The 21,272-nt window shown below is 43.5% G+C and carries 24 protein-coding genes; 15 read left to right on the top strand and 9 right to left on the bottom strand.

Features of this window, described 5'->3' with window-relative positions; all coding sequences use genetic code 11:
* Window positions 1–74: 74 nt before the first annotated feature.
* Genes dnaQ through B2W60_RS10990 form a run of 3 tightly spaced genes read right to left on the bottom strand, consistent with a single transcriptional unit; the run spans window position 75 to window position 1,972 of the window.
* Entirely contained in the window at window positions 75–800 is a 726-nt protein-coding gene (gene dnaQ, locus B2W60_RS11000) for a DNA polymerase III subunit epsilon (protein WP_292360627.1), read from the bottom strand.
* 3 nt (window positions 801–803) lie between these two features.
* Window positions 804–1,247 carry a ribonuclease HI gene (rnhA, locus tag B2W60_RS10995; RefSeq protein ID WP_278355603.1) on the bottom strand — a complete coding sequence of 148 codons (444 nt, stop codon included), beginning with the start codon at window positions 1,245–1,247 and terminating at the stop codon, window positions 804–806.
* A complete protein-coding gene (locus B2W60_RS10990; protein WP_278355604.1) occupies window positions 1,247–1,972 on the bottom strand; it encodes a class I SAM-dependent methyltransferase in 726 nt (241 codons plus the stop codon). The genes rnhA and B2W60_RS10990 overlap by 1 nt, the downstream gene beginning before the upstream one ends.
* A 23-nt stretch (window positions 1,973–1,995) precedes the next feature.
* On the opposite strand from B2W60_RS10990, the gene gloB reads away from it, so the two are divergent.
* The gene (gene gloB, locus B2W60_RS10985; RefSeq protein WP_278355605.1) at window positions 1,996–2,766 is read left to right on the top strand and encodes a hydroxyacylglutathione hydrolase; all 771 of its coding nucleotides are present in this window, start codon (window positions 1,996–1,998) and stop codon (window positions 2,764–2,766) included.
* On the opposite strand, the gene B2W60_RS10980 is transcribed toward gloB, so the two are convergent.
* The 3 genes from B2W60_RS10980 to B2W60_RS10970 are packed head-to-tail and all read right to left on the bottom strand — an operon-like array spanning window position 2,763 to window position 5,435.
* Window positions 2,763–3,605, bottom strand: coding sequence for a mechanosensitive ion channel family protein (locus B2W60_RS10980; protein WP_292360632.1), 843 nt, complete (start codon window positions 3,603–3,605; stop codon window positions 2,763–2,765). The genes gloB and B2W60_RS10980 overlap by 4 nt on opposite strands.
* Before the next feature lies 1 nt (window position 3,606).
* Complete coding sequence (locus tag B2W60_RS10975) at window positions 3,607–4,626, bottom strand: quinone-dependent dihydroorotate dehydrogenase (protein WP_349676072.1); 1,020 nt, start codon at window positions 4,624–4,626, stop codon at window positions 3,607–3,609.
* Between the two features lie 5 nt (window positions 4,627–4,631).
* Window positions 4,632–5,435, bottom strand: a complete 804-nt coding sequence (locus tag B2W60_RS10970; protein WP_278355631.1) for a DUF2797 domain-containing protein — start codon at window positions 5,433–5,435, stop codon at window positions 4,632–4,634.
* A 395-nt stretch (window positions 5,436–5,830) separates the two neighbouring features.
* Here B2W60_RS10970 and B2W60_RS10965 point away from each other — a divergent pair, with 395 nt between their 5' ends.
* Together B2W60_RS10965 and trmL are read left to right on the top strand one after the other, a co-directional pair.
* Window positions 5,831–7,441, top strand: a complete 1,611-nt coding sequence (locus B2W60_RS10965) for a LysM peptidoglycan-binding domain-containing protein (protein WP_278355609.1) — start codon at window positions 5,831–5,833, stop codon at window positions 7,439–7,441.
* Window positions 7,442–7,443: 2 nt separating this feature from the next.
* A complete protein-coding gene (trmL, locus tag B2W60_RS10960; RefSeq protein WP_278355610.1) occupies window positions 7,444–7,908 on the top strand; it encodes a tRNA (uridine(34)/cytosine(34)/5-carboxymethylaminomethyluridine(34)-2'-O)-methyltransferase TrmL in 465 nt (154 codons plus the stop codon).
* Window positions 7,909–7,931: 23 nt separating this feature from the next.
* On the opposite strand, the gene B2W60_RS10955 is transcribed toward trmL, so the two are convergent.
* The 3 genes from B2W60_RS10955 to B2W60_RS10945 all read right to left on the bottom strand — a co-directional run bounded on the left by B2W60_RS10955 (window position 7,932) and on the right by B2W60_RS10945 (window position 9,766).
* A complete protein-coding gene (locus B2W60_RS10955) occupies window positions 7,932–8,867 on the bottom strand; it encodes a beta-propeller fold lactonase family protein (protein WP_292361026.1) in 936 nt (311 codons plus the stop codon).
* A 6-nt stretch (window positions 8,868–8,873) separates the two neighbouring features.
* Window positions 8,874–9,347: an SRPBCC family protein gene (locus B2W60_RS10950; RefSeq protein WP_292360635.1), complete on the bottom strand. Its 474-nt coding sequence runs from the start codon at window positions 9,345–9,347 to the stop codon at window positions 8,874–8,876.
* Window positions 9,348–9,433: 86 nt separating this feature from the next.
* Window positions 9,434–9,766, bottom strand: a complete 333-nt coding sequence (locus B2W60_RS10945) for a hypothetical protein (protein WP_278355613.1) — start codon at window positions 9,764–9,766, stop codon at window positions 9,434–9,436.
* A gap of 225 nt (window positions 9,767–9,991) precedes the next feature.
* On the opposite strand from B2W60_RS10945, the gene B2W60_RS10940 reads away from it, so the two are divergent.
* The 12 genes from B2W60_RS10940 to B2W60_RS10885 all read left to right on the top strand — a co-directional run bounded on the left by B2W60_RS10940 (window position 9,992) and on the right by B2W60_RS10885 (window position 21,215).
* Window positions 9,992–10,960 (top strand): sensor histidine kinase, encoded by a 969-nt coding sequence (locus B2W60_RS10940; RefSeq protein WP_292360638.1) that lies wholly within the window; start codon window positions 9,992–9,994, stop codon window positions 10,958–10,960.
* A 47-nt stretch (window positions 10,961–11,007) separates the two neighbouring features.
* Window positions 11,008–11,661 carry a response regulator transcription factor gene (locus B2W60_RS10935; RefSeq protein ID WP_069296440.1) on the top strand — a complete coding sequence of 218 codons (654 nt, stop codon included), beginning with the start codon at window positions 11,008–11,010 and terminating at the stop codon, window positions 11,659–11,661.
* 203 nt (window positions 11,662–11,864) lie between these two features.
* Window positions 11,865–13,751, top strand: a complete 1,887-nt coding sequence (locus tag B2W60_RS10930) for a methanol/ethanol family PQQ-dependent dehydrogenase (protein ID WP_278355616.1) — start codon at window positions 11,865–11,867, stop codon at window positions 13,749–13,751.
* Between the two features lie 104 nt (window positions 13,752–13,855).
* Window positions 13,856–14,725, top strand: coding sequence for a methanol oxidation system protein MoxJ (gene moxJ / locus B2W60_RS10925; RefSeq protein ID WP_278355617.1), 870 nt, complete (start codon window positions 13,856–13,858; stop codon window positions 14,723–14,725).
* Between the two features lie 48 nt (window positions 14,726–14,773).
* Window positions 14,774–15,358: a cytochrome c(L), periplasmic gene (moxG, locus tag B2W60_RS10920; RefSeq protein WP_278355618.1), complete on the top strand. Its 585-nt coding sequence runs from the start codon at window positions 14,774–14,776 to the stop codon at window positions 15,356–15,358.
* 126 nt (window positions 15,359–15,484) lie between these two features.
* A complete protein-coding gene (locus B2W60_RS10915) occupies window positions 15,485–15,760 on the top strand; it encodes a hypothetical protein (RefSeq protein WP_278355619.1) in 276 nt (91 codons plus the stop codon).
* Window positions 15,761–15,842: 82 nt separating this feature from the next.
* A complete protein-coding gene (locus B2W60_RS10910; protein ID WP_278355620.1) occupies window positions 15,843–16,877 on the top strand; it encodes an AAA family ATPase in 1,035 nt (344 codons plus the stop codon).
* Between the two features lie 47 nt (window positions 16,878–16,924).
* Window positions 16,925–17,704, top strand: coding sequence for a hypothetical protein (locus tag B2W60_RS10905; protein ID WP_292360641.1), 780 nt, complete (start codon window positions 16,925–16,927; stop codon window positions 17,702–17,704).
* Window positions 17,694–18,662, top strand: a complete 969-nt coding sequence (locus tag B2W60_RS10900; protein WP_278355622.1) for a hypothetical protein — start codon at window positions 17,694–17,696, stop codon at window positions 18,660–18,662. Before B2W60_RS10905 ends, B2W60_RS10900 begins: the two co-directional genes overlap by 11 nt.
* Entirely contained in the window at window positions 18,659–19,636 is a 978-nt protein-coding gene (locus tag B2W60_RS10895; protein WP_292360644.1) for a vWA domain-containing protein, read from the top strand. The genes B2W60_RS10900 and B2W60_RS10895 overlap by 4 nt, the downstream gene beginning before the upstream one ends.
* Window positions 19,633–20,205, top strand: coding sequence for a hypothetical protein (locus B2W60_RS10890; protein WP_278355624.1), 573 nt, complete (start codon window positions 19,633–19,635; stop codon window positions 20,203–20,205). The genes B2W60_RS10895 and B2W60_RS10890 overlap by 4 nt, the downstream gene beginning before the upstream one ends.
* 11 nt (window positions 20,206–20,216) lie before the next feature.
* Complete coding sequence (locus tag B2W60_RS10885) at window positions 20,217–21,215, top strand: vWA domain-containing protein (protein ID WP_292360646.1); 999 nt, start codon at window positions 20,217–20,219, stop codon at window positions 21,213–21,215.
* Window positions 21,216–21,272 lie beyond the last annotated feature (57 nt).

The following is a 21,272-nucleotide window of genomic DNA, read 5'->3' as shown; positions in this document are numbered from 1 at the left end:
CAAAGCTGCTATTTGGGGGTCAAAAATCTGATTTCAAGCGGCGGACAGAACTTTTTGTTAAAACAATTTCAACGTTATTTAAGCCACACACAATTTCCATCACTGCTGGCTTGCAATTTTTCGAGCATCATCTGATGAGCAGCCAGTTCGGCAGTATCAGCCTGAATCACTTTTAATACCGAGCGTGGACGTTCGATTGTAGTGAGATCATTCTGCTCAATATCCTGCTGTGGCTCAAATTGCTCGGCAGCTAATGATAAGCTGACCTGCCCACCAGTCATCATTAAATAAACATCTGCCAGGATCTCGGCATCCAGTAAAGCGCCGTGCAATTCGCGGTTAGAATTATCTACACCGTAACGTTTGCATAACGCGTCCAGATTGTTTTTCTGTCCGGGATGTTTGTCTCTTGCCAGTTTCAGCGTATCCAACACTGAGCAGATATCTTCAATCTGAGACGTATGACCTAACTTGGTGAATTCATGATTGAGGAATCCCACGTCAAACGCTGCATTGTGGATAATCAGTTCAGCGCCTTCTATAAACCGCAGGAAATCTTCAGCAATATCGGCAAAAACAGGTTTATCTGCCAATGATTCATTGGTAATGCCATGCACCTCCATGGCCCCTGCATCAATGGCACGTTGTGGATTAATGTATTGATGAAAGGTTTCACCGGTCAGCCGACGGTTGACCAGCTCCACACAGCCAATTTCGATAATGCGGTGATCATCAGCGGTGCTCAGACCGGTGGTTTCAGTATCTAAGACAATTTGACGCTGACTGGTTTGCTCTGCCATGGCTTAATCCTGTATTGCTATTCGCGTTCGGGCATCGACGGCTAATTGATCGGCACGTTCATTTTCCGGATGACCATCATGACCCCGAACCCATTGCCATTCCAATTTGTGTGGCTGTGATGCCGCATCCATGCGCTGCCAGAGATCAGCATTTTTTACCGGTTGTCTGGCGGCCGTTTTCCAGTTCTTAGCTTTCCAGCCTTTCAACCATTCCGTCATGCCTTTCATCACGTATTGTGAATCAGTGGTAATGGTGACATGACAAGGCCTTTTCAATGCTTCCAGACCAGCAATGACGGCCATCATTTCCATGCGATTATTGGTGGTCATTTTTTCGCCACCAGACAATTCTCTTTCTGTGCCTTTGGCTCTTAATATGGTTCCCCAGCCACCGGGACCGGGATTGCCACTGCATGCACCATCGGTAAAAATTTCAACCTGTTCCATTAATGCTCTTTTCGTGTTGCTGAAGGGGTCACCAGTTGTGGTCTGGGAAATAATTTTCTATCCTGCCACCGACTTTGCAACGGGGTCACCAGTATCGTACGTTTTTTCGCCACAATCGCCGTTACGCCACCAAAGTAAGGCCACAAACGTCGGCCCCACCGCTCCAAAAAACCACTGCGCTTGATCCACCGTTCATTTTGCAATGGTGGACAATAGATAATGGAACGGGCTTCAATTACATCAAAATCCAGTAATGCCAGCCAGTCTTTTAATCGTTGACGCGAAAAAAACTGGCCGCGCCAGGGCAGTTTATCTTGCCACGAAAATAACCGTCGCAAGCCCCAGAAACTAAATGGATTAAAGCATAATAAAATAAGGGTGCCGTCTTCGCTTAATACTCTGTCTGCTTCCCGTAACAATTGATGTGGATGTCTGGAAAATTCCACAACGTGCTGTAATAACATGACATCGACACTGTCTGTTTTAAAGGGTAATTGTTCAATTTGTGCATGAAATTGCCCCTCCATACCCATTAGAGCCTGATAAGCAGGGCGTATTGAAGGCGGCAGGATAAGTTTTTGTCCGCCAAACTGCAGTTGAAAATAACCATGTAATTTCGCCTGTCGATACTGCAACCATTGCTGTTCCTGGGTTTGCAAGTAGCGGGCAAGCGAAGATTGCCACCATTGTGTCATCTCTAGGTCATGCTCTTTATAATCGCACATAGGCCATTCCGGCGGAGTAAAAAATGTTACAAATTCATGCTGTAAAGGCATTCAGTGATAATTATATCTGGTTGATCCAGTCAGCCCATAACCGTGATATCTTAATCGTCGATCCGGGTGATGCCGGGCCGGTGATCAAATTTGTGGAAAAAAATGATCTGCAACCTGCTGCTATATTAGTCACGCATCATCATGCGGATCATATTGGTGGTATCCGTCGTCTGGATGATTTATATGATTTACCGGTCTTCGGTCCACAGCGAGAACATATTAAAACTGTTGATACCCCTTTGTACGCACAGGCAGATCAATTGTTACACCCATCCTTTCCCCACTTTAAAATAATGGACACGCCCGGCCATACTCCAGGACATATCAGTTATTTAGTAGAGGATAACCTATTCTGTGGCGATACCATATTTGCAGCAGGTTGCGGCCGTCTGTTGGGTGGTACGGCGGAACAGTTGTTTGCTTCATTAGGGAAAATCAAACAACTTAAAGATACTACCTATATTTACTGTGCCCACGAATACACTCTGGCAAACCTGCAATTTGCCATGGCGGTAGATAAAAATAATCCGGCTCTGCATGAACGCTTAAATAGAACTGAAGCCTTGAGAGAACAGCATATCGCAACGGTTCCCTCCGTTTTGCTGGAGGAAAAACAGACAAATCCGTTTTTACGCTGTGATGATGCCGCAATAATTAAAGCGGCTGAAGCTTACGCTGGTCAGCCGCTCGAGAGCCCTCTGGCGGTATTTAAGGTATTACGCGCCTGGAAAGATAATTTTTAGGCTGATTCGTTTTTGTCCTGAGTGGATGGTTCATTTGCTGCATCAACATTATTAAAATGCACATCCATTTGTGGATAAGGGATACTGATGCCGTTAGCATCAAATGCCAGTTTGATAGTTTCAATCAAATCCGCTCTCACAGTGGCCAGATCAGCAGAATTTACCCATGGCCATACATTAAAGGTGATACAGCTGTCACCCAACTCAGCAATGCGGATAATCGGCGCGGGATCCTTCAATACCAGTTCATGTCCGGTCACGATATCGGTCATAATTTGTTTGGCTTTCAATAAATCATCTTCATAGCTGATACCAAATACCATATCGATGCGTCGGGTATCCCGTGCCGAAAAATTGGTAATCGTATTGGCGTAAATTTTGCCGTTGGGAACAATGACTTCGCGATTATCGGGGGTACGCATTACGGTATTAAAGATGGTGATTTGTTCAACGATACCCATTACACCCGAGACTTCCACAAAATTACCGATTTTGAATGGGCGATACATGATCAGCATTACCCCAGCCGCAAAGTTTTGTAATGAATCCTTTAACGCCAAACCGACAGCTAAGCCCGCAGCCCCCAGTACGGCTATCATTGATGTGGTATTTACACCCAGCTGATCCAGTGCGGCGATCAATACAAACAGCAACAACAGTACATTAATAATCGAGCTGCAGAAATTGATCAGGATCGGATCCATATTGGCCCTGACCATCATTTTACGAGACAGCTTAACTAACCAGCTAACCACTGTGCGACCAATAATGACAATCAAGGTCGCAAAGAAAATACTCAGCAGAATATCGCCTATGACGCTGCCTGTTCCGGTCTCCATGTTATCTCCTTACTTGAATGGTTTTGACAATATCTTGAATTAATTTTGGGCCTTGATAAATCAAGCCACTGTATATTTGCACCAACTCTGCCCCTGCCTCAATTTTCTGCATAGCATCTTCTGCACTCATAATGCCGCCAGCAGCAATAATCGGCATTTCGACTGGCAAAGCCTGTCTGAATTGTTGAACAATTTCAGTTGATTTAGCAAATACCGGACGGCCACTCAACCCTCCCGCCTCATCGGCATGCGGTAATCCGGCAACCGCCTCTCGGGACAGGGTGGTATTGGTTGCAATGACAGCATCAATCCTGAAGCGACTAAAACATTCTGCCAATTGCTGCACTTCTTCCAAAGTTAAATCCGGCGCTACTTTAACGGCCATCGGCACATAACGTCGCCATTGCTCGGCAAGTTCTGTTTGGCGTTTTTTCAACGCATCCAGCAATTTATCCAATGCTTCACCGAATTGCAGATTACGTAATCCCGGCGTATTGGGTGAAGAGATATTTATGGTGATGTAATCCGCATGTGGGTAGGCTTTTTCCAGTCCAATCAGATAGTCATCCAATGCTTTTTCGACCGGAGTATCAACGTTTTTACCAATATTAATGCCAATAATGGCATCAGTTTGAGCGGCCTGAACCTGCTCAAGCAAATGGTCAATACCAAGATTATTAAAGCCCATACGATTAATTATGGCGTCTGCTTCAGGCAGTCTGAACAATCGGGGTTTGGCATTGCCAGGTTGTGGTCTTGGTGTCACTGTACCGACTTCTATAAAACCAAACCCCAGTGTCGTAAGGGCTTCAAGATAGTCGGCATTTTTATCCAGACCAGCGGCTAAACCCACTGGGTTAGGAAAACGTAATCCCATGACATGAACTGGTACTGTTGGTATTTTCGGGACAGCCAAGCCAAGTAAGCCAGACATTTCCAACCACTTCAGACCAGTCATACCAATATGGTGTGACCTTTCAGCATCCATTTTGAACATCAGGTCTCGTAGCAGACGATACATTACCATTACACCTTCATTGTTATTTGGTAACCATTGAACTTGCGGATATTTAATACGCCAATATCGAGGATCAGATATTGCCCTTTTATGCCTAATAGCTTTCCCGTAATTTCCGGGGTTTTATCAAAGTTCAATGAACTGATTTTTTGCGGATATTGTGAAACAGGATAAGTTATTTCCAACGGCTTCTCATCAGTAAAAATCGTGATAGCACTTTCCCCCACCTGATGTTGCAGCAGCTGGATTTCGTCAGCGCATTCTGTCAGTAAACGATCTCGCTGTTCAGCCAGATCAATATAATCAGCCGATCCACGCAACATTTTCCGCCAATCCGTACGATCAGATACATGCTGTTTGAACATAACCTCAACTAAACCTGAATGGTAACGGCTGCTCACCCGAAAAACAGGTAAAGCCTGAGTGGCTCCTTGATCCACCCATCGAGTCGGAATTTGCGAGATGCGGGTAATGCCCACTTTAATACCCGAACTGTTGGCAAGGTACACAATATGGTCCTGCATACAGACCTGCTCACCCCATTCCGGCTCCCGGCAAGTGCCCTGTGCAAAGTGACACAATTCCGGCTTCATAAAACATAAATCGCATTGTGCCAGTTTTTGTGAACAGGGAAAGCAAAAGCCACCGCTATAACTTTTTTTTGTCTTTCGCTGACAATGTTGACAGCGGATTTCGCCCGCGTAAATCAACTGTATGTTTTCGTCTACAAGCGGATTCATTGGCACTTGGTGCTCGCCCAAAATCATTTTGTATTCTACGGGAGCATCCTGATCCGCCAGAGTTACCTGCATCTTATTGAGCTGTCCTGCAAATTCTGTCACTCAGCTAACCCTTTTGTTTAAAACAACCGATAGTTTAACGTAGCCTGACAATGGCACCTATAGAAGTCGTGTAATAATTATTCTGAGACACAATAGATGACCGTTTTTTTTACCTGGCCGGTAATAACTTAAAGCCTGATTATTGGTGAGTATGAGGAGGAACGAAAGTCTTATCCAGCAATCCCATTTCCGACTTAAACTGAGCCGGCTATGAAATCTCAACAATACCGGAGGACTGTACACAGCTGGAAACGATGGCTTTAAAAACCGATAATCGTAAAGGTGTGTTAAAGGCTGGTCATTGATGTTTTATTAAGGTATAAATTGAGCACGATTATAAACTTACGACATTATGATAATCCGTTATGTTAAAAATTAAAAAACGGCTTTGGCCTCTATTTGCAGTGCTTTCAGTGCTTGTCAGCGGCTGTAGCACCACCTCAAAACATACCGAAACGGTCAGCGCGGATCCTCCTCAAAATACCTCTCATGGTCCTCTAAAAAAACATACCAACTGGAAAAAAAATCATCTCACTCAACTGAGTCTTCAGGATTTAAACTTATCCGTTCTGGATGATGATTCAGCTGTTGCACCCCAAACCGTTGACGTCTGGCAACGGATTCGTGATGGTTATGGACTGTCTGAATATCATAGCCTGCAACCGGAAACACAAAACCGGCTGACCTGGTTTGTTAATAATCCTGAATACGTTGATAAAGTCGTTGAACGTGCTCGCCCCTATCTGTTCCATATTGTCGATGCGTTGGATCGACGCAATATGCCATTGGAAATTGCTCTGCTGCCAATAGTAGAAAGTGGTTACCAGCCGTTCGCACTTTCATCTGGACAAGCAGCGGGCATATGGCAATTTATTCCTGCTACGGGCAGAGTATTTGGCCTTGAACAAAACTGGTGGTATGACGGCCGCCGTGACGTCATTCAATCCACCACTGCCGCTTTGGATTACCTACAAAAACTGCATAATGATTTTAATGATTGGGAACTTGCAATAGCGGCTTACAATGCGGGCGAAGGCACTGTAGGTCGTGCCATCAAGAAAAATCAAGAAGCTGGCTTGCCAACCGATTTCTGGTCATTGGAACTGCCAGCAGAAACAACGGCTTACATACCAAAATTACTCGCTTTGGCCCATTTGGTTAAACAACCTGCACACTATGATTTAACACTCAGTCCCATTAACAACGAACCTTACCTGAGTGTGATTAATGTAGGCAGCCAGATCGATTTATCTCTGGCAGCCGATCTGGCCGAGATTACGCTGGATGAGTTGTACTTGTTAAATCCTGGTTTCAACCGTTGGGCGACTGCGCCGCAAGGCCCTCATAACCTGGTATTACCTTCAACCAAAGTCAGCGCGTTTAAAACAGCATTGTCAGGTCTCTCTGATGAAGATCTACTGCGCTGGAAACGTCATGAAGTAAAACCGGGTGAATCACTCAGCACGATTGCTTCTCAGCATCAGACGACTGTCCCTGAACTGAAAAAAGCCAATAAACTTACTTCTAACTTTCTACGTGCAGGCGCGCATTTGCTGATTCCCATATCCACCGCCCAAGCCGATGAGGCCGAAGCAAATGCCATCAACAATCGCAGATTACAACAGGGCAAAAAACTGAATTATTCAGTCAAAGCTGGTGACACATGGTGGAATATTGCCAAAGCGTATACGGTTGATGTGTTTGAACTGACACAATGGAATGATAAAACGCCTTCGGATGTTCTGCACTCTGGTCAGCAATTGGTTATTTGGCAACCAAAACAGACCCAGTCAAAATTAAAAACCATTAACTACACTATTCGCAATGGTGACTCGCTGTGGACCATTTCCCGTAAATTTAATGTTACGGTGGACAAGGTCAAGGAATGGAATGGTTTAAGTGATCGCACTTTGTTGCAACCAGGACAGAAATTGACTCTCTACGTCGATCCGACATTACAAATCAGTCACAGTTAGTCGTGCTTCACATTGCGCTCTATGAGCCTGAAATCCCGCCAAATACCGGGAATATCATTCGTCTATGTGCCAACACAGGGGCACAGTTGCATCTGATTGAACCACTGGCTTTTGTTTTGGATGACAAACGCCTCAGAAGAGCCGGTTTGGACTATCATGAGTTTACTGATGTAAAAGTGCACAGTAATTTTGCAGCCTTCCAGCAGTGGCAAAACAATCGTCCGCTATTTGCCTGTACTACCAAGGCTAAACAATTTCATCATCAGGCAAACTTTCTGGATGAGAGCGTTTTACTGTTTGGACCGGAGTCCCGGGGGTTACCTGCAACAATATTGGACTCATTACCGGATAGACAGAAAATCCGTATTCCCATGCATACAGATAGTCGCAGCTTGAATCTTTCCAATGCTACAGCAATTATTCTTTATGAGGCATGGAGACAGTTGGGTTATAACGGAGCGGTGTGAGACACGCCACCGCTCCTCTGGTTTTACTGGGCAGAGCTGATACTGCGCGGCCCATCTTTAAGTGGAATTGATTGAATTTGTTTTGCTTGCTGCAAATCAATAATTGACAGTGAATTGCTAAACCAATTTGTGACATAGGCATGTTGCTGATCGTTTGAAAGAACCACACTTTCTGGCATTTTATCGGTTCTGATGGTCTTTCTGATTGCTAAACTCTTGGCATCAAATTCGACCAGGGTATTATCGTTCTGATTCACCACATAAAACTGTTTACCATCATCACTGACCGTAACTCCATACGGTGCACGGCCAGGTTTGAGGTCAGCAATTTTCTTGTAGCTTTTCGAGTCAATGACAGTCAATGAGTCATCATGTACGCAAGCAACATACAAATGACCGTTATGCGGATTAAATGCCACGGCATAAGGGCGTTCGCCAGTTTCAATCGTAGCATGCAGATCGGGAGTATCTGCATCCAGCACCATCACATTATTACTTTCGCGGTTTGCCACAAATACCTTTCTGCCAACAGCATCAATCGCAATACCTGCCGGACTTTCTCCTACTGCGAGTAAATCAACCAACTGCTTACTGGTCGTGTTGATTACCAATACAGTATTTCTTGACCAGTCTGTAACAAACATCTGCGATTTTTGGCTATCAATAACCATTGCAAAAGGCTGCCCGCCGGTTCTAATTTCGCTGATTAATTCATGACTATTAAGATCTAATACTGATATTTTGCCTTGTTCAGGATGAGATAAATAAATGGCATTATCCGGCTTATCAATGGCGATCATCACTGGCGCGGCAGACACATCAAAAGAATCTCTAATTTCTGTCGTTTGAGAATCAAATACAGATAACTGATTACCGGCCTGACTGGTGATATAAAAATCATCGGCCATAACCATACTTGGTAATAATGCGACGCAATATATTAATGTCTTAGTAAGCATCACGGTTTATTTTTCCAATGAGGCTTTTAAACCTTCCAGTCCAGATGTGGCAAACTCCGTCATTGCCTTAACTGCAGCCTCGTCATTTAAGTTTTCTGGTGGAAAATTACCAGTATCTGCACGATAGAAGCGTCCGCTCCAGATCACCTGACTTCCTTTATCAGCCGCTTCGACTTCAATGCCGATAGTATAAAAACTGACTGGCATCGCTTCGACATTTTCAGTTAATAACCGATAGCCAATGTAATGCCGTTCAGCATCTGACTCGTCCAGGCTTTCAGTGATTTCACCACCGGATTTCAATTTTACAATTCTGGTTGAATCGTCCTGCATGGTTATAGATTCGACGGCAGGGTGCCATTTATCCAGTTGGTCAAAGGCCATAACCTGCTGCCACACCGTCGCAACATCAGCATCAATAATAATCTGTTCATCGACACGCTGCGGAGTGGGTCCATGAGCAAAAACGCTGCTGCTCATAAAGACCAAACTTAAACCAGCCAAAGATAATTTCTTAATAATTGTATTCACTTTCCAACCTTTTCTATTTTTCAAAGATATAAAATTTATTCAGGACTTCTATTTGTATTCCCTAAAGTCTCAATATAATTATTTATAATTCCAATTTGTGTGTATTTATATGTTTTATCTGTATTACCAATTTTTACAATATTTTTATAAATCCAGAACTCCACTGTTCCACTTTCATTTTCACGCTTCATTATTTCTGCTGGCTCACCTAATTTATCTTTTACAAAATCAGCATCTTTACCAGAAAAAATCTTAACAAATTCAAACTCTGCTATTGGTATGGATGGGGCCGATTCTGCAGAAGCTATATTTAGTGTCCACAGGACCAGAAAGACTGATATGACAATATTATTTAAACTTTTTTTCATTAATAAGGGCTCCAATAAAAACTTGACTTATGCTACAGACTGTCTGTTGCTGCCAAATAGAGCAGACACCCCATATCACATAGGGAAAATGTCACGCTTATTGTTATGACTTTTTCCTGTTTTTTGTTTTTTTGTATTTATCCTTAAAATTGCCATATACATATCAAAATTAATCATCATAAAATAGCTGTTTAAACTAAATGTTAGATATGGACATGACCTGAAATGATCTCAACTAAATTATCCCTGAATGATAAGAAAAACAGGGGCAAAATTGATTTAGCAATCATTGTGGTCGCATCATTGCTAACCTACCTTGTCGCCGGCTATTTTGATTTAGCTGAGCGCTGGATTAACTGGGCTGCATTAGGTGAGTTTTATCAACTGGATGAGATTATTTTTGTATTACTGGTCTTCAGCAGCGGATTGATGTGGTTCGGCAGGAGACGCTATATCGAATTACAGGAAACACTAAAACGCAATCTTGAAATTAAAACCAAACTCGAATTACAGAATGCTGACAATGCCAAGTTACTATTGCAGAACAGAGCACTTATAAAACACATCACTCAGGTAAGAGAGGCAGAACGAAACCACCTGGCCTCTGAGCTGCATGATGTCTTTGGACAATATCTTGCAGCAATTGATGTAAATGCTTCTGTGGCTATCAAATACAAAACAGATGATCCCAAACTTCAATCCATTTTAAAAACCATTCAAGACAGTGCTAGCTACCTACGCAATGTCACCCGTTCACAGCTGCGCAGCTTAAAACCGCCGGGTCTTGAAACGGTTGGACTGTCAGCCGCAATTGAAGATCTTATTTCACAATGGCAAATGTCATTTCCCCAATACGAAATTAATATCAATATTGAGGTCGATGACAGACTTGTTGATTATGACACCGCACTGACTGTCTACCGCTGTTTACAGGAAGCATTAACTAATATAACCCGTCATGCCGAAGCCCATAAAATCTGTATTGATCTGGTTACCCAGAACAAATCCGTTCAGGGAAATGATATCAGCCTGACTATTCGTGATGATGGCAAAGGCTTTGATCCCAATGAAGCCATGGGCAAAGGACTGGGCCTCATTGGCATAAGAGAACGGGTTCATGCTCTTAATGGTTTGTTCAAACTCCATCAAGCAGAACCAACGGGTTCAGTTTTAACATTAAATATTCCGTTATGAATATCAACATGAGCAAATTTCACTTTCGTGATGAGGCACTTAGATAAATGAATAAACAACGAACTACCATCTTATTAATAGATGATCACGCCATCCTCAGGGAGGGTTACCAGCAACTACTTGAATCAGCCGGATTTGAAGTAATTGGTCAATCAGGAAATGCGGAGGATGGCTATCAGGCGTTTATCGCATTGCAGCCTAAAGTCTGCATTATCGATCTGACGATGCCGGGAACCGGTGGCTTGGAATGTGTTAGACGGATCTGCAACCGGGACAAGGATGCTCGCATCCTTGTTTGCAGTATGCATGAAGAAACAACGTTAGCCATGCGTGCTCTCGAATTAGGTGCAATGGGTTATATTACTAAATCCTGCTCCTCGGATGTATTGATTGAAGCCGTTAAAGCGGTGGCTGAAAAACGTCATTATCTTGGAGCAGAAGTTGCCCGCTCTATTGCGATGGAAAAGCTGATTAAAACCGATCAGAAAATTGACTCGCTATCCCATCAGGAATTTGCAGTTTTCAGAATGGTTGCAGAGGGCATGAGCATTGAAGAAATTTCTAAAAGTCTTACCTTAGCGCCTAAAACCGTCTCCAACTATAAGACGAATATGATGCGAAAACTTGGTACTACCAAACTTGCAGATATTATTTTTCTGGCGCAGAAAATAGGTTTAATTCATCCACCAAATAATCAATGACAGTTGAAATTCAGCAATATCCGTAAGAAAAGCCCATGACCCTGATAATTATGTGAACACTTCCCTACAACACAGATGGCGCTACTCTCTATCCCCTAACCCCGTTAAAAACTGATGATATCACTGTGCACAACCGCATTCCCGAATGTGTGTTGAGACACAGGGTCAGCGCAAGCTGACATCCAGTTAAAATAGGAGGATATATGAGAGAGAAAAAACTAAGCCGGTTATCTAAAACCGGTTCAGCTGCATTGGTCAGCTCCGTCATCGGCATGATGACAGTAGGCGCTGCATTCGCCAATGACAAGCTGGTTGAACTTCAAAAGGATGAAGCTAACTGGGTTATGCAGGGTAAAAACTATTCTGCTGACCATTACAGTACTTCAAAACAAATCAATAAAAAGAACGTCAGTAAATTGGCGCCATCCTGGACTTTCTCCACAGGTGTTTTAAGTGGTCATGAAGGTGCTCCTCTGGTTATTGGTGACATGATGTACATTCATTCACCCTTTCCAAACAATACCTTTGCAATCAACTTAAAAGATCCAGGCACCATTGTCTGGGAACACAAACCAAAACAGGATCCCGCTGCCCGTGCAGTTGCCTGTTGTGACGTGGTTAACCGTGGTCTGGCTTACTGGCCAGGTGATGACAAAACTCCGGCAATGATCTTGAAAAGTCAGCTGGATGGTCACGTTGTTGCATTGAATGCCGAAACCGGTGAAGTGCATTGGCAGGTTGAAAATGGTGATATCAGTGTTGGTCAAACACAAACACAAGCACCATTTGTTGTTAAAGACCTGGTCATCCAAGGTTCTTCTGGTGCTGAACTGGGTGTTCGTGGTTATGTCACTGCTTTTGATATCCACACAGGTGAAATGGTATGGCGTTGGTATGCAACCGGTCCTGATGATGAAATTGGTTTAGCAAAAGACTTTAACAGTGCTAACCCACATTACGGCCAAAAAGATCTGGGTCTGAAAACCTGGGAAGATGATGCCTGGAAAATCGGTGGTGGTACAAACTGGGGCTGGTATGCATACGACCCTGATTTAGAAATGTTCTATTACGGTTCAGGTAACCCTGCTCCATGGAACGAAACCATGCGTCCAGGTGATAACAAATGGACCATGACTATCTGGGGTCGTGATGCGGATACCGGTTTAGCCAAATTCGGTTACCAGAAAACACCTCATGATGAGTGGGACTACGCTGGCGTTAACGTCATGATGCTTTCCGAGCAAAAAGACAAAAGCGGCAAAATGCGTAAATTGCTGACTCATCCTGATCGTAACGGCATTATCTACACGCTGGATCGTGAAACAGGTGATTTGGTTTCTGCAGACAAAATGGATGACACTGCAAACTGGGTGAAAAAAGTTGATCTGGAAACAGGTCTGCCAATTCGTGACCCGGAATTCAGCACCAGAATGGGTCACCGTTCACGTGACATCTGTCCTTCAGCCATGGGTTTCCACAACCAGGGTATGGATTCTTACGATCCTGAAAGACAAAACTTCTACTTAGGTATCAATCATCTTTGTATGGATTGGGAACCGTTCATGCTGCCTTATCGTGCGGGTCAATTCTTCGTAGGTGCAAACGTATGGAGCTATCCTGGACCTAAAGGTGATCGTCAACGTGGTATCGGTTCTGGCCAGGTTAAAGCCTACAACGCTATTACAGGTGAGTTCGCTTGGGAAAAAATGGAAAAATTCTCAATCTGGGGCGGCACCATGGCAACAGCTGGTGGCCTGGTATTCTACGGAACTCTCGATGGCTTCATCAAAGCGCGTGATGCAGACAACGGTGACTTGCTGTGGAAATTCAAACTTCCTTCAGGCGCTATCGGCCATCCAATGACTTACACCAACAATGGTATTCAGTACGTTGCCATTAACTACGGTGTAGGTGGTTGGCCTGCCGTTGGTCTGGTCTTTGACTTGAATGACCCATCTGCTGGTCTGGGTGCTGTAGGTGCCTTTAAAGAACTGGCACGTAACACCCAAATGGGTGGTGGTCTGATGGTCTTTGCTCTGGATGGTAAAGGACCTTACGACGATCTGAGTGTTGGTGAGTACGAAATGTAATCACTGACTCGCTATATAACTTGGGATATCAAGTTATATCGTCGTATTCAATCCGGCTGGCAGCACAACGATTGTGTTGCCAGCCCCTTCTGAGAGTGTAAGACATGTTAAACAACGATTGTAAAACCAATAAAAACAAAGTCAGTACAAAATTATTAACCCATTGCAGCCTGCTGATGGCTTCACTGCTTACGGTATTGACTCCTGCACAAGCAAACAGCGAATTACCTGAAACCTTAAAAGTCTGCGCGGCTGGTAATGAAATGCCTTACTCAAATAAGCAGCAACAAGGTTTCGAAAACGAAATCGCTAAAGCTCTTTCTGAAAGTATGGACATGCCTTTGGAATTTGTCTGGTCTGACAAAGCGGCGATTTTCTTAGTGACAGAACATTTATTAAAGAATGAGTGCGATGTGGTTATGGGGGTGGATACTGATGACCCACGCGTTGCCACCAGCAACCCTTACTACAAATCGGGCTATGTATTTGTTTATCGTGCCGATAAGAATCTGGACATCAGCGACTGGGATAGTCCTGACATTCAAAAGCTGAATCGCTTTGTTGTCGTGCCTGGCAGCCCATCAGAAGTAATGCTTCGGGAAGTGGGCAAATATGAAGGTAATTTCAATTACACCAAATCACTGGCTGGCTTCAAATCTCCACGTAATAAGTATATCCGTCTTGAGCCTAGTAAGTTAATCGGAGAAGTAACCTCTGGAAATGGGGATATCGCCCATCTGTGGGCCCCGGAAGTTGCCCGTTATGTACGTGATTCAGATACACCTTTAGAAATGGTTTTAACACCAGAAATAGGCGAACTTAAAAGTGGTGAAGGAATTGTTCAGCATTACGATCAATCTGTAGCCGTACGTGAAGATGATAAAGCTTTACTTGAAGCTATCAATAAAGGGTTGGCAGCTGCAGCACCAAAGATAACTGCCATCCTCAAAAAAGAAGGGATTCCACTGCTTTGATGCGTAGTTACGCAGTCTCTTTCAATTTAACAGGATTACTTAAACACTATGATTAACAATGTAAAGATTTTAACCAGTAAAGCAGCTTGTCTACTGGGTTTATCAATGATAACCGTCGTCAGCTTGACACCAATGACTGCAGAGGCACAAGTAACCTTTCGTAATGCCACAACAGGTGAAGTGATTGATTTTTCATTTGGTAAAAAAGGTGAAGAAACTGAAGCCGTAAAACATTTTATGGAAACAGCAGAAAACTTATACAACCAGGATGAAGAAGCCATCACAATCGGACAAGACCTTTATATGACAGCATGTTCAGGCTGTCATGGTCATCATGTTGAAGGCAAGCTGGGACCGGCATTAGGAGATGCCTACTGGACATACCCAGCAGGCCGCTACGATAAAGGTTTCTTTGAAATCATTTATGACGGTGCCCGCGCGATGATGGGACCTCAACGAAATAACCTGAGCATTGATGAAATTCTGCATGTTATGGCTTACGTTCGCAGTGTTTATTGGGATGATCCAGAAAAAGCATTATGGCTGTCTGAGGAAGAACGCGCCAATCTGGTTCCAGCAGAAATGCCTGAAGAGTTTAGAGAAGCTTTAGAAAACTTCAACAAAACTCATTAATTAAAATTAATTATTTTGAATGATAAAGACAGATTTTAAAGATTAGTGGTTGATAGCTTGGCCTCAGCCAGCTCAGGGCAGCCTGGCTATCAAACATTATGTTGTCAAAACCAAAAGGAGAGAAATATGAAGAAAATTAAAACATTAGCCGTAACTGGCGCGACAGCATTATTGTTAACCTTCGGCATGTCAGCAATGGCTTACGATGGCACAAAATGCAAAGCATCAGGAAACTGCTGGGAAGCTAAGCCAGGATTCCCTGAAAAAATTAAAGGGTCTAAATATGATCCTAAACATAGCCAAGCTGAGCTGGATAAACAAACCAGTGCCATGGAAGCTATGGAAGCACGTAATGCAAAGCGTGTAGAAAATTTCAAAAAAACGGGTAAATGGTCTTACTAAACCCACGTAGAGGCCAGTGTAAAAGCTGGCCTCTTTTTTATTTATAACTCCATCGTCCATTCCCCGTCCAGGCATAAAGCAAATGAGCAACGCTGCTACTCAATCTGATAACTACTTAAACGATTGGCATCATCAAGCAATCACTCTACAAAACAATATTAACCAGACAATCCTAGGCCAGGAAAACATCATTGAATTGATGGTTTTAGCAATATTCTGCCGAGGCCATATTTTGCTGGAAGGTGATGTTGGAGTAGGTAAAACTACTTTGTTACGGGCAGCAGCGGAGAGTCTGGGGGGGGATTTTGAGCGTATTGAAGGCACGATAGATTTAATGCCCCATGATCTGGTGTATTACACCCATATTGCCAGTGATGGCAAACCCGCTGTCAGTGAAGGCCCATTACTTAAACACGGTGAAGATTTATCCATCTTTTTCTTTAACGAAATCAATCGCGCCCGACCTCAAGTACATTCGCTACTGCTTCGAGTGATGGCAGAACGCAGCGTCAGTGCATTTAACAAAACGTTTCACTTTCCACATCTGCAAGTGTTTGCTGATCGAAACCGTATCGAAAAAGATGAAACATTCGAATTGCCAGCTGCTGCCCGTGATCGTTTTATGATGGAACTGCATATAAAGCAACCCAGGGCCGAAGCCCAACTGAAAGAATTAATGTTTAACACACGTTACTACGATGCCGATAAATTAGTCGACAGTGCTGACAAAGCGGTTTTACCGTTTAATCAGTTAAATGATATTGCCGTTATGATTCAAGCCCAGATTCATACCAGTGGGGCAATTCAGGATTATGGTTACCATCTTTGCCAGGCCCTGCGAAGACCACAGGATTATGATATTAAGATCAGTGATACCGATTCATCAAAGTTAGTCTTAGGTGGGATGGGGCCTCGTGGAATTAGTTATTTAGCCCGAAGTGCAAGAGCTCATGCCTGGTTAAAACAACGCAATAATGTAATACCTGAAGATTTTCATGCTGTTATAAGAGCGATCAGCAAGCACCGCATTTTTATTAATCCGGTTTATAACTATAACGGTGAAGCAATTATTGAAGAACTGATCAGCAGCGTCCTTAATACTATCCCATCCCCATGATGCAGCACGATATTCAACACCTTATATTTGATTACAAGACCCCATTTTTGTTGAACGCCTTACGTGAAAGTGAACATAAAAGTAAACGTCAGGGACCGGGTAGTGATTTTTACAAAAAATCTGTTTTTCTAGCCGATCCAAATCCCGCCCGAATTGATCTGGCAAGCAGTGTGACCGATCCGTTTGAATCCATTTATGTCAAAACCTTTCGTCAACGCAGCAAACTCGATGTACTCACTTTTATTGATGGTTCTGACTCAATGGCTATTCCCGGGAAAGTTGATCTGCTGAGCTTGAGCGAGAGAAGCATTTCCTGTTCGGTTGCTGCGAGAAATGACAATTATCAAAGTTATTTATTCAGCAACTCGATTCATTCTGTAACGGATTCAGATTTGCTATACCAACATTATTCTCCAAGTGAAAATTTGTCCCGTCACAACACCGCCCGGGCGTTTAAAGATCTAGAACGCTTATTACCCAAGCGTCGCTCGCTAATTTTTTTGCTCTCTGATTTTCACTGGAGCAACGAAAAACTTAATCAGGTGTTGAATACATTATCCGGACATTACCTGGTGCCGATTGTTATATGGCGTTCAACAGAATATGAAAATTTTCCGTTATGGCGATTTGTGCAAATCCGTGATGCAGAAACGGATGAAAATCGTCTGATTTTTGTTACGCCAAAACAAAAAAAGCTTATCGAATCGACTTTTGCTGACCGAAAAATATTTCTTAATAATCAATTTCAACGCCACAACAGCAGAGCATTTTGGTTGATTGATCAATTTTCAGCACAAAACCTGAGTGAGTTTTTTCATGGGCATTAATCTGTTTTTCAAACATAAAATGGATACAAGAAACTTCGTTGCTCTGACTCTGATGTTGCTTATGTTTACCTGCCCTATTCATGCCAATCCAGTCCGTACCGGTATTGTCGAACAGTCCCTGGGGCGGGACTTCGGGATTCTGGTAGGCGACATCATTGAACATTATTACGTTGTTCAAGTACCTGCCGACTATAGCTTGACTCCCGCCTCACTTCCCCCGGATGGTGAATTAGATTACTGGTTAGAACTGCTCAATAGTGATTATGCACTGATCGCTGAAAACGCTCAGATGCGTCGCTATCGACTGCATTTCACCTTTCAAACATTTTATGCCCCTTTAGATGTCAGAGCATTAGTTATTCCATCATTTACGATACGTTTTAATGCGGATGACAAGGCTCACCCTGTTGTCATACCGGCTTGGGGTTTTACTATGTCACCGCTTAAAGAAATTGCCCCTCGCGGCGTAGCCAGTGATTCAACCCAAAATGCTTTTATGAAAGCAGATTTACGTCCTATAACGGTTCCAACTGATGACTTGCAAGAACAAATCTGGATCTTAGCGACTGGCTTTATCATCCTCGTTTTGTTCTGGCTAAGTTTAAAAGGTTATCTGTTTGCTTTTACCCGTTCACCTTTTCAACAGGCTTACCACCAGGTCAAAAAACTTCGTAAATATCATGCGGAGAAGTCCGCTTTTACTCAAGCCTTACAAGCGGTACATCAGGCCTTTAATCGCAGAGCAAAACAGGCATTATTCGCCCACCAGACAGATGATTTTGTATTGCAGCATCCGGAGTTACTGGCCTATAAGGAAGAAATTGATAATTTCTTCCAGTCATCTGCTGAAACGCTTTATTCAGAACAAAAAAAGGCTTCTCCCAGTGACTTCGATCAACTACTAATACTTTGCAGACAATTAGCCGGCGCTGAAAAACTGGCACTGAAAAAATCATGAACATAGCATTTGCCCAGCCATGGGCGCTTTTATTATTGCTGTTAGCTGTGTTGCCTGTTCTGGGTGGAATTTTCCGTAAGCGCAAAGCGAGTTGGAATCATTTAATTCCAGCTTCAGATGCCACCCGCTGGATTAACCGGTTTATTAAACTGCTGGGAGTCATGGCGTTTACCGGCATTGTGTTAGGTTTAGCAGGACTTTATCAATCTGAAAAATCGTTCACACGCACTGGAACAGGGGCACATATCGTGTTTGTTTTGGATCGTAGCGCCAGTATGAATGAAACATTTGGTGGCAAGGTCCCGGATGAGGATACCCCAGCTAAAAGTCAGGTTGCCCGTCGGTTGTTATCCAACTTTGTTGACGAACGCCCACACGATTTATTTGGTGTTGTGGGATTTAGTACCCAGCCTTTTTTTATCAGTCCATTAACAGAACACAAGTCAGCAACACAAGCCGCGATAAACAGTCTGACCAGCCCCGGGTTGGCATTTACCAATGTCGCCAAAGGGCTTGGCATGGGATTGAGCTACTTTCAGGATCAACCTCATACCGGATCCCGTGTGATCGTACTGGTCTCTGATGGTGCCGCCACGTTGGATCATCGTGCTCAGAGGGTACTTCGTGAATGGTTTGAACGCTATCAAGTTCGTTTATATTGGTTTTTTCTGCGTACCGAAAACGGTCTAGGTATCACTTCTGAACCGGAAACACCACGAGATGACAACCCAAGAGTAATGCCGGAAAGGTATCTGGATCAGTTTTTTCGTACTCTGCCGATCCCCTATCACGCTTATGAAGTGGATACCCCGGAATCTCTGGAAGCAGCTATTGATCAGTTGGATGATCTGGAAAGTTTGCCTCTGGTCTACAACGAACTTATCCCCCGCAACGATTTAACACGTTTATGTTTTTTAGGCGCTCTGTTTGCCGTTATTATTTTAGTAGGCATTAAATTGCTGGAGGCAAAATGATCTTTTTAAACCGAAACAAACTTATTTATCTGGTCAGTTTGTTGCTGATCTTAGTTTTGATTGGGTTGGCTTTCAGTATTGTCACTTTACAACAACGACAACAAATCAATCAGCAAATTACTTTGCTTAATCAAGGTGAAATGGTTGATCTCGATAAATTAAATATGCAGTCTCCTGAAGTCAGAATCGCCTATGCACATCTGCAGCGTAGATTAAATTTGTTTGATGAAGCAGTGGAAACCTATAGTGGTACGGAACGACTGGCCAACCAGCAACAACGGGTTCATATTCACTATAACCTGGGCAATCTGTATCTGATTCAAGCAATAGATTTAGCGGAGAACCTCTCCGTCGATCGTGCTGTTGCAATGGCGGATGTGGCAAAAGACTTTTATCGATCAGCATTGAAAAATCAGCCAACTTTCTGGGAAGCCAAATACAATCTGGAGGCAGCACAACGTTTATCCCGAGACTTACCAATGGGTGATGTCACGATCAGTGAAGAGTCGCAGGATGCCAGTACAGAATTATGGTCCGCCATGCCTGGTTTTCCGATTGGTCTACCCTAGGTGTTGGCAATATGAAATCCATCTGGTTACTTATCAGTTCAGCCTCACTGCTGCTAATTGCTGTTTTAATGCCAAATCTGCCCTTTCCCAGCAAAAAATATGATTATTTTTTTATGGTGGACATTACACGCAGCATGAATGTACAGGATTATCAGAATGACAATGGTGACCCTGTCAGCAGACTGGAAAAAGTTAAAGCAGATGCATTGATTGCCATCCAAAAACTGCCCTGTGGCTCGCGTGTGGGACTGGGAGTGTTCACCGAACGTATGCCGACGCTGCTCTACACGCCAATGGAGGTCTGTGCAGACTATCCGGAAATCCGTGAGAGCATCAGGCGTATCGATTGGCGAATGGCCTGGGTGGCTGACAGCAATATTATTCTGGCTTTAACCAATACGCTTGAGTTGATGCGTACTGTTGAAATTGAAAACACGACCCTGGTATTTTTTACGGATGGTCAGGAAGCGCCTCCGATGAATATGCGATATGCCCCCGACCTGGCTGAATTACAATCTGCCGATAATAATGCTCAAAAGCGAATTCGTGGACTGATTGTCGGCACCGGTGATCATGCTTTGAGCCGGATCCCAAAATATGATGAAGACGGCATCCAGATTGGCTTCTATACAGCAGAGGATGTGCCACAGGGCACGACTTTTGGTTTACCTGAAGATCCCAGTAAAATCGAAGGCTATGTCCCCAGAAATGCCCCGTGGGGAAATCAATCCCGTGCTGGTAATGAACATCTTTCCAGTGTGAAAGAGGAATATCTGAAATCACTGGCTGAACCGGCAAAACTTCATTACCATCACTTGCAAACGGCCAATCAGTTATATAACGCATTAACGCATGAAGACTTTTCCCAGCGGCATATCCGGCAAACAGATTTAAGTTTTATCCCTGCCGCTTTATCACTGATCTTTTTGTTTTTAGCGTATTTACCTGAAAACGGGTTCTCCTTTAAAAGGAACAAAAGCGTAAAACCATTTCGTAAAACCGCTAGTTGATTGTACTTGGCCCGATTAAAATTATAACGACCAGCAATCCAGATACCGATTAATCCG

Source organism: Methylophaga sp. UBA2496, assembly GCF_002341635.1.
In the GTDB taxonomy this organism is placed as follows: Bacteria; Pseudomonadota; Gammaproteobacteria; order Nitrosococcales; family Methylophagaceae; genus Methylophaga.
This window is presented reverse-complemented; position numbering and strand designations above follow the sequence as displayed.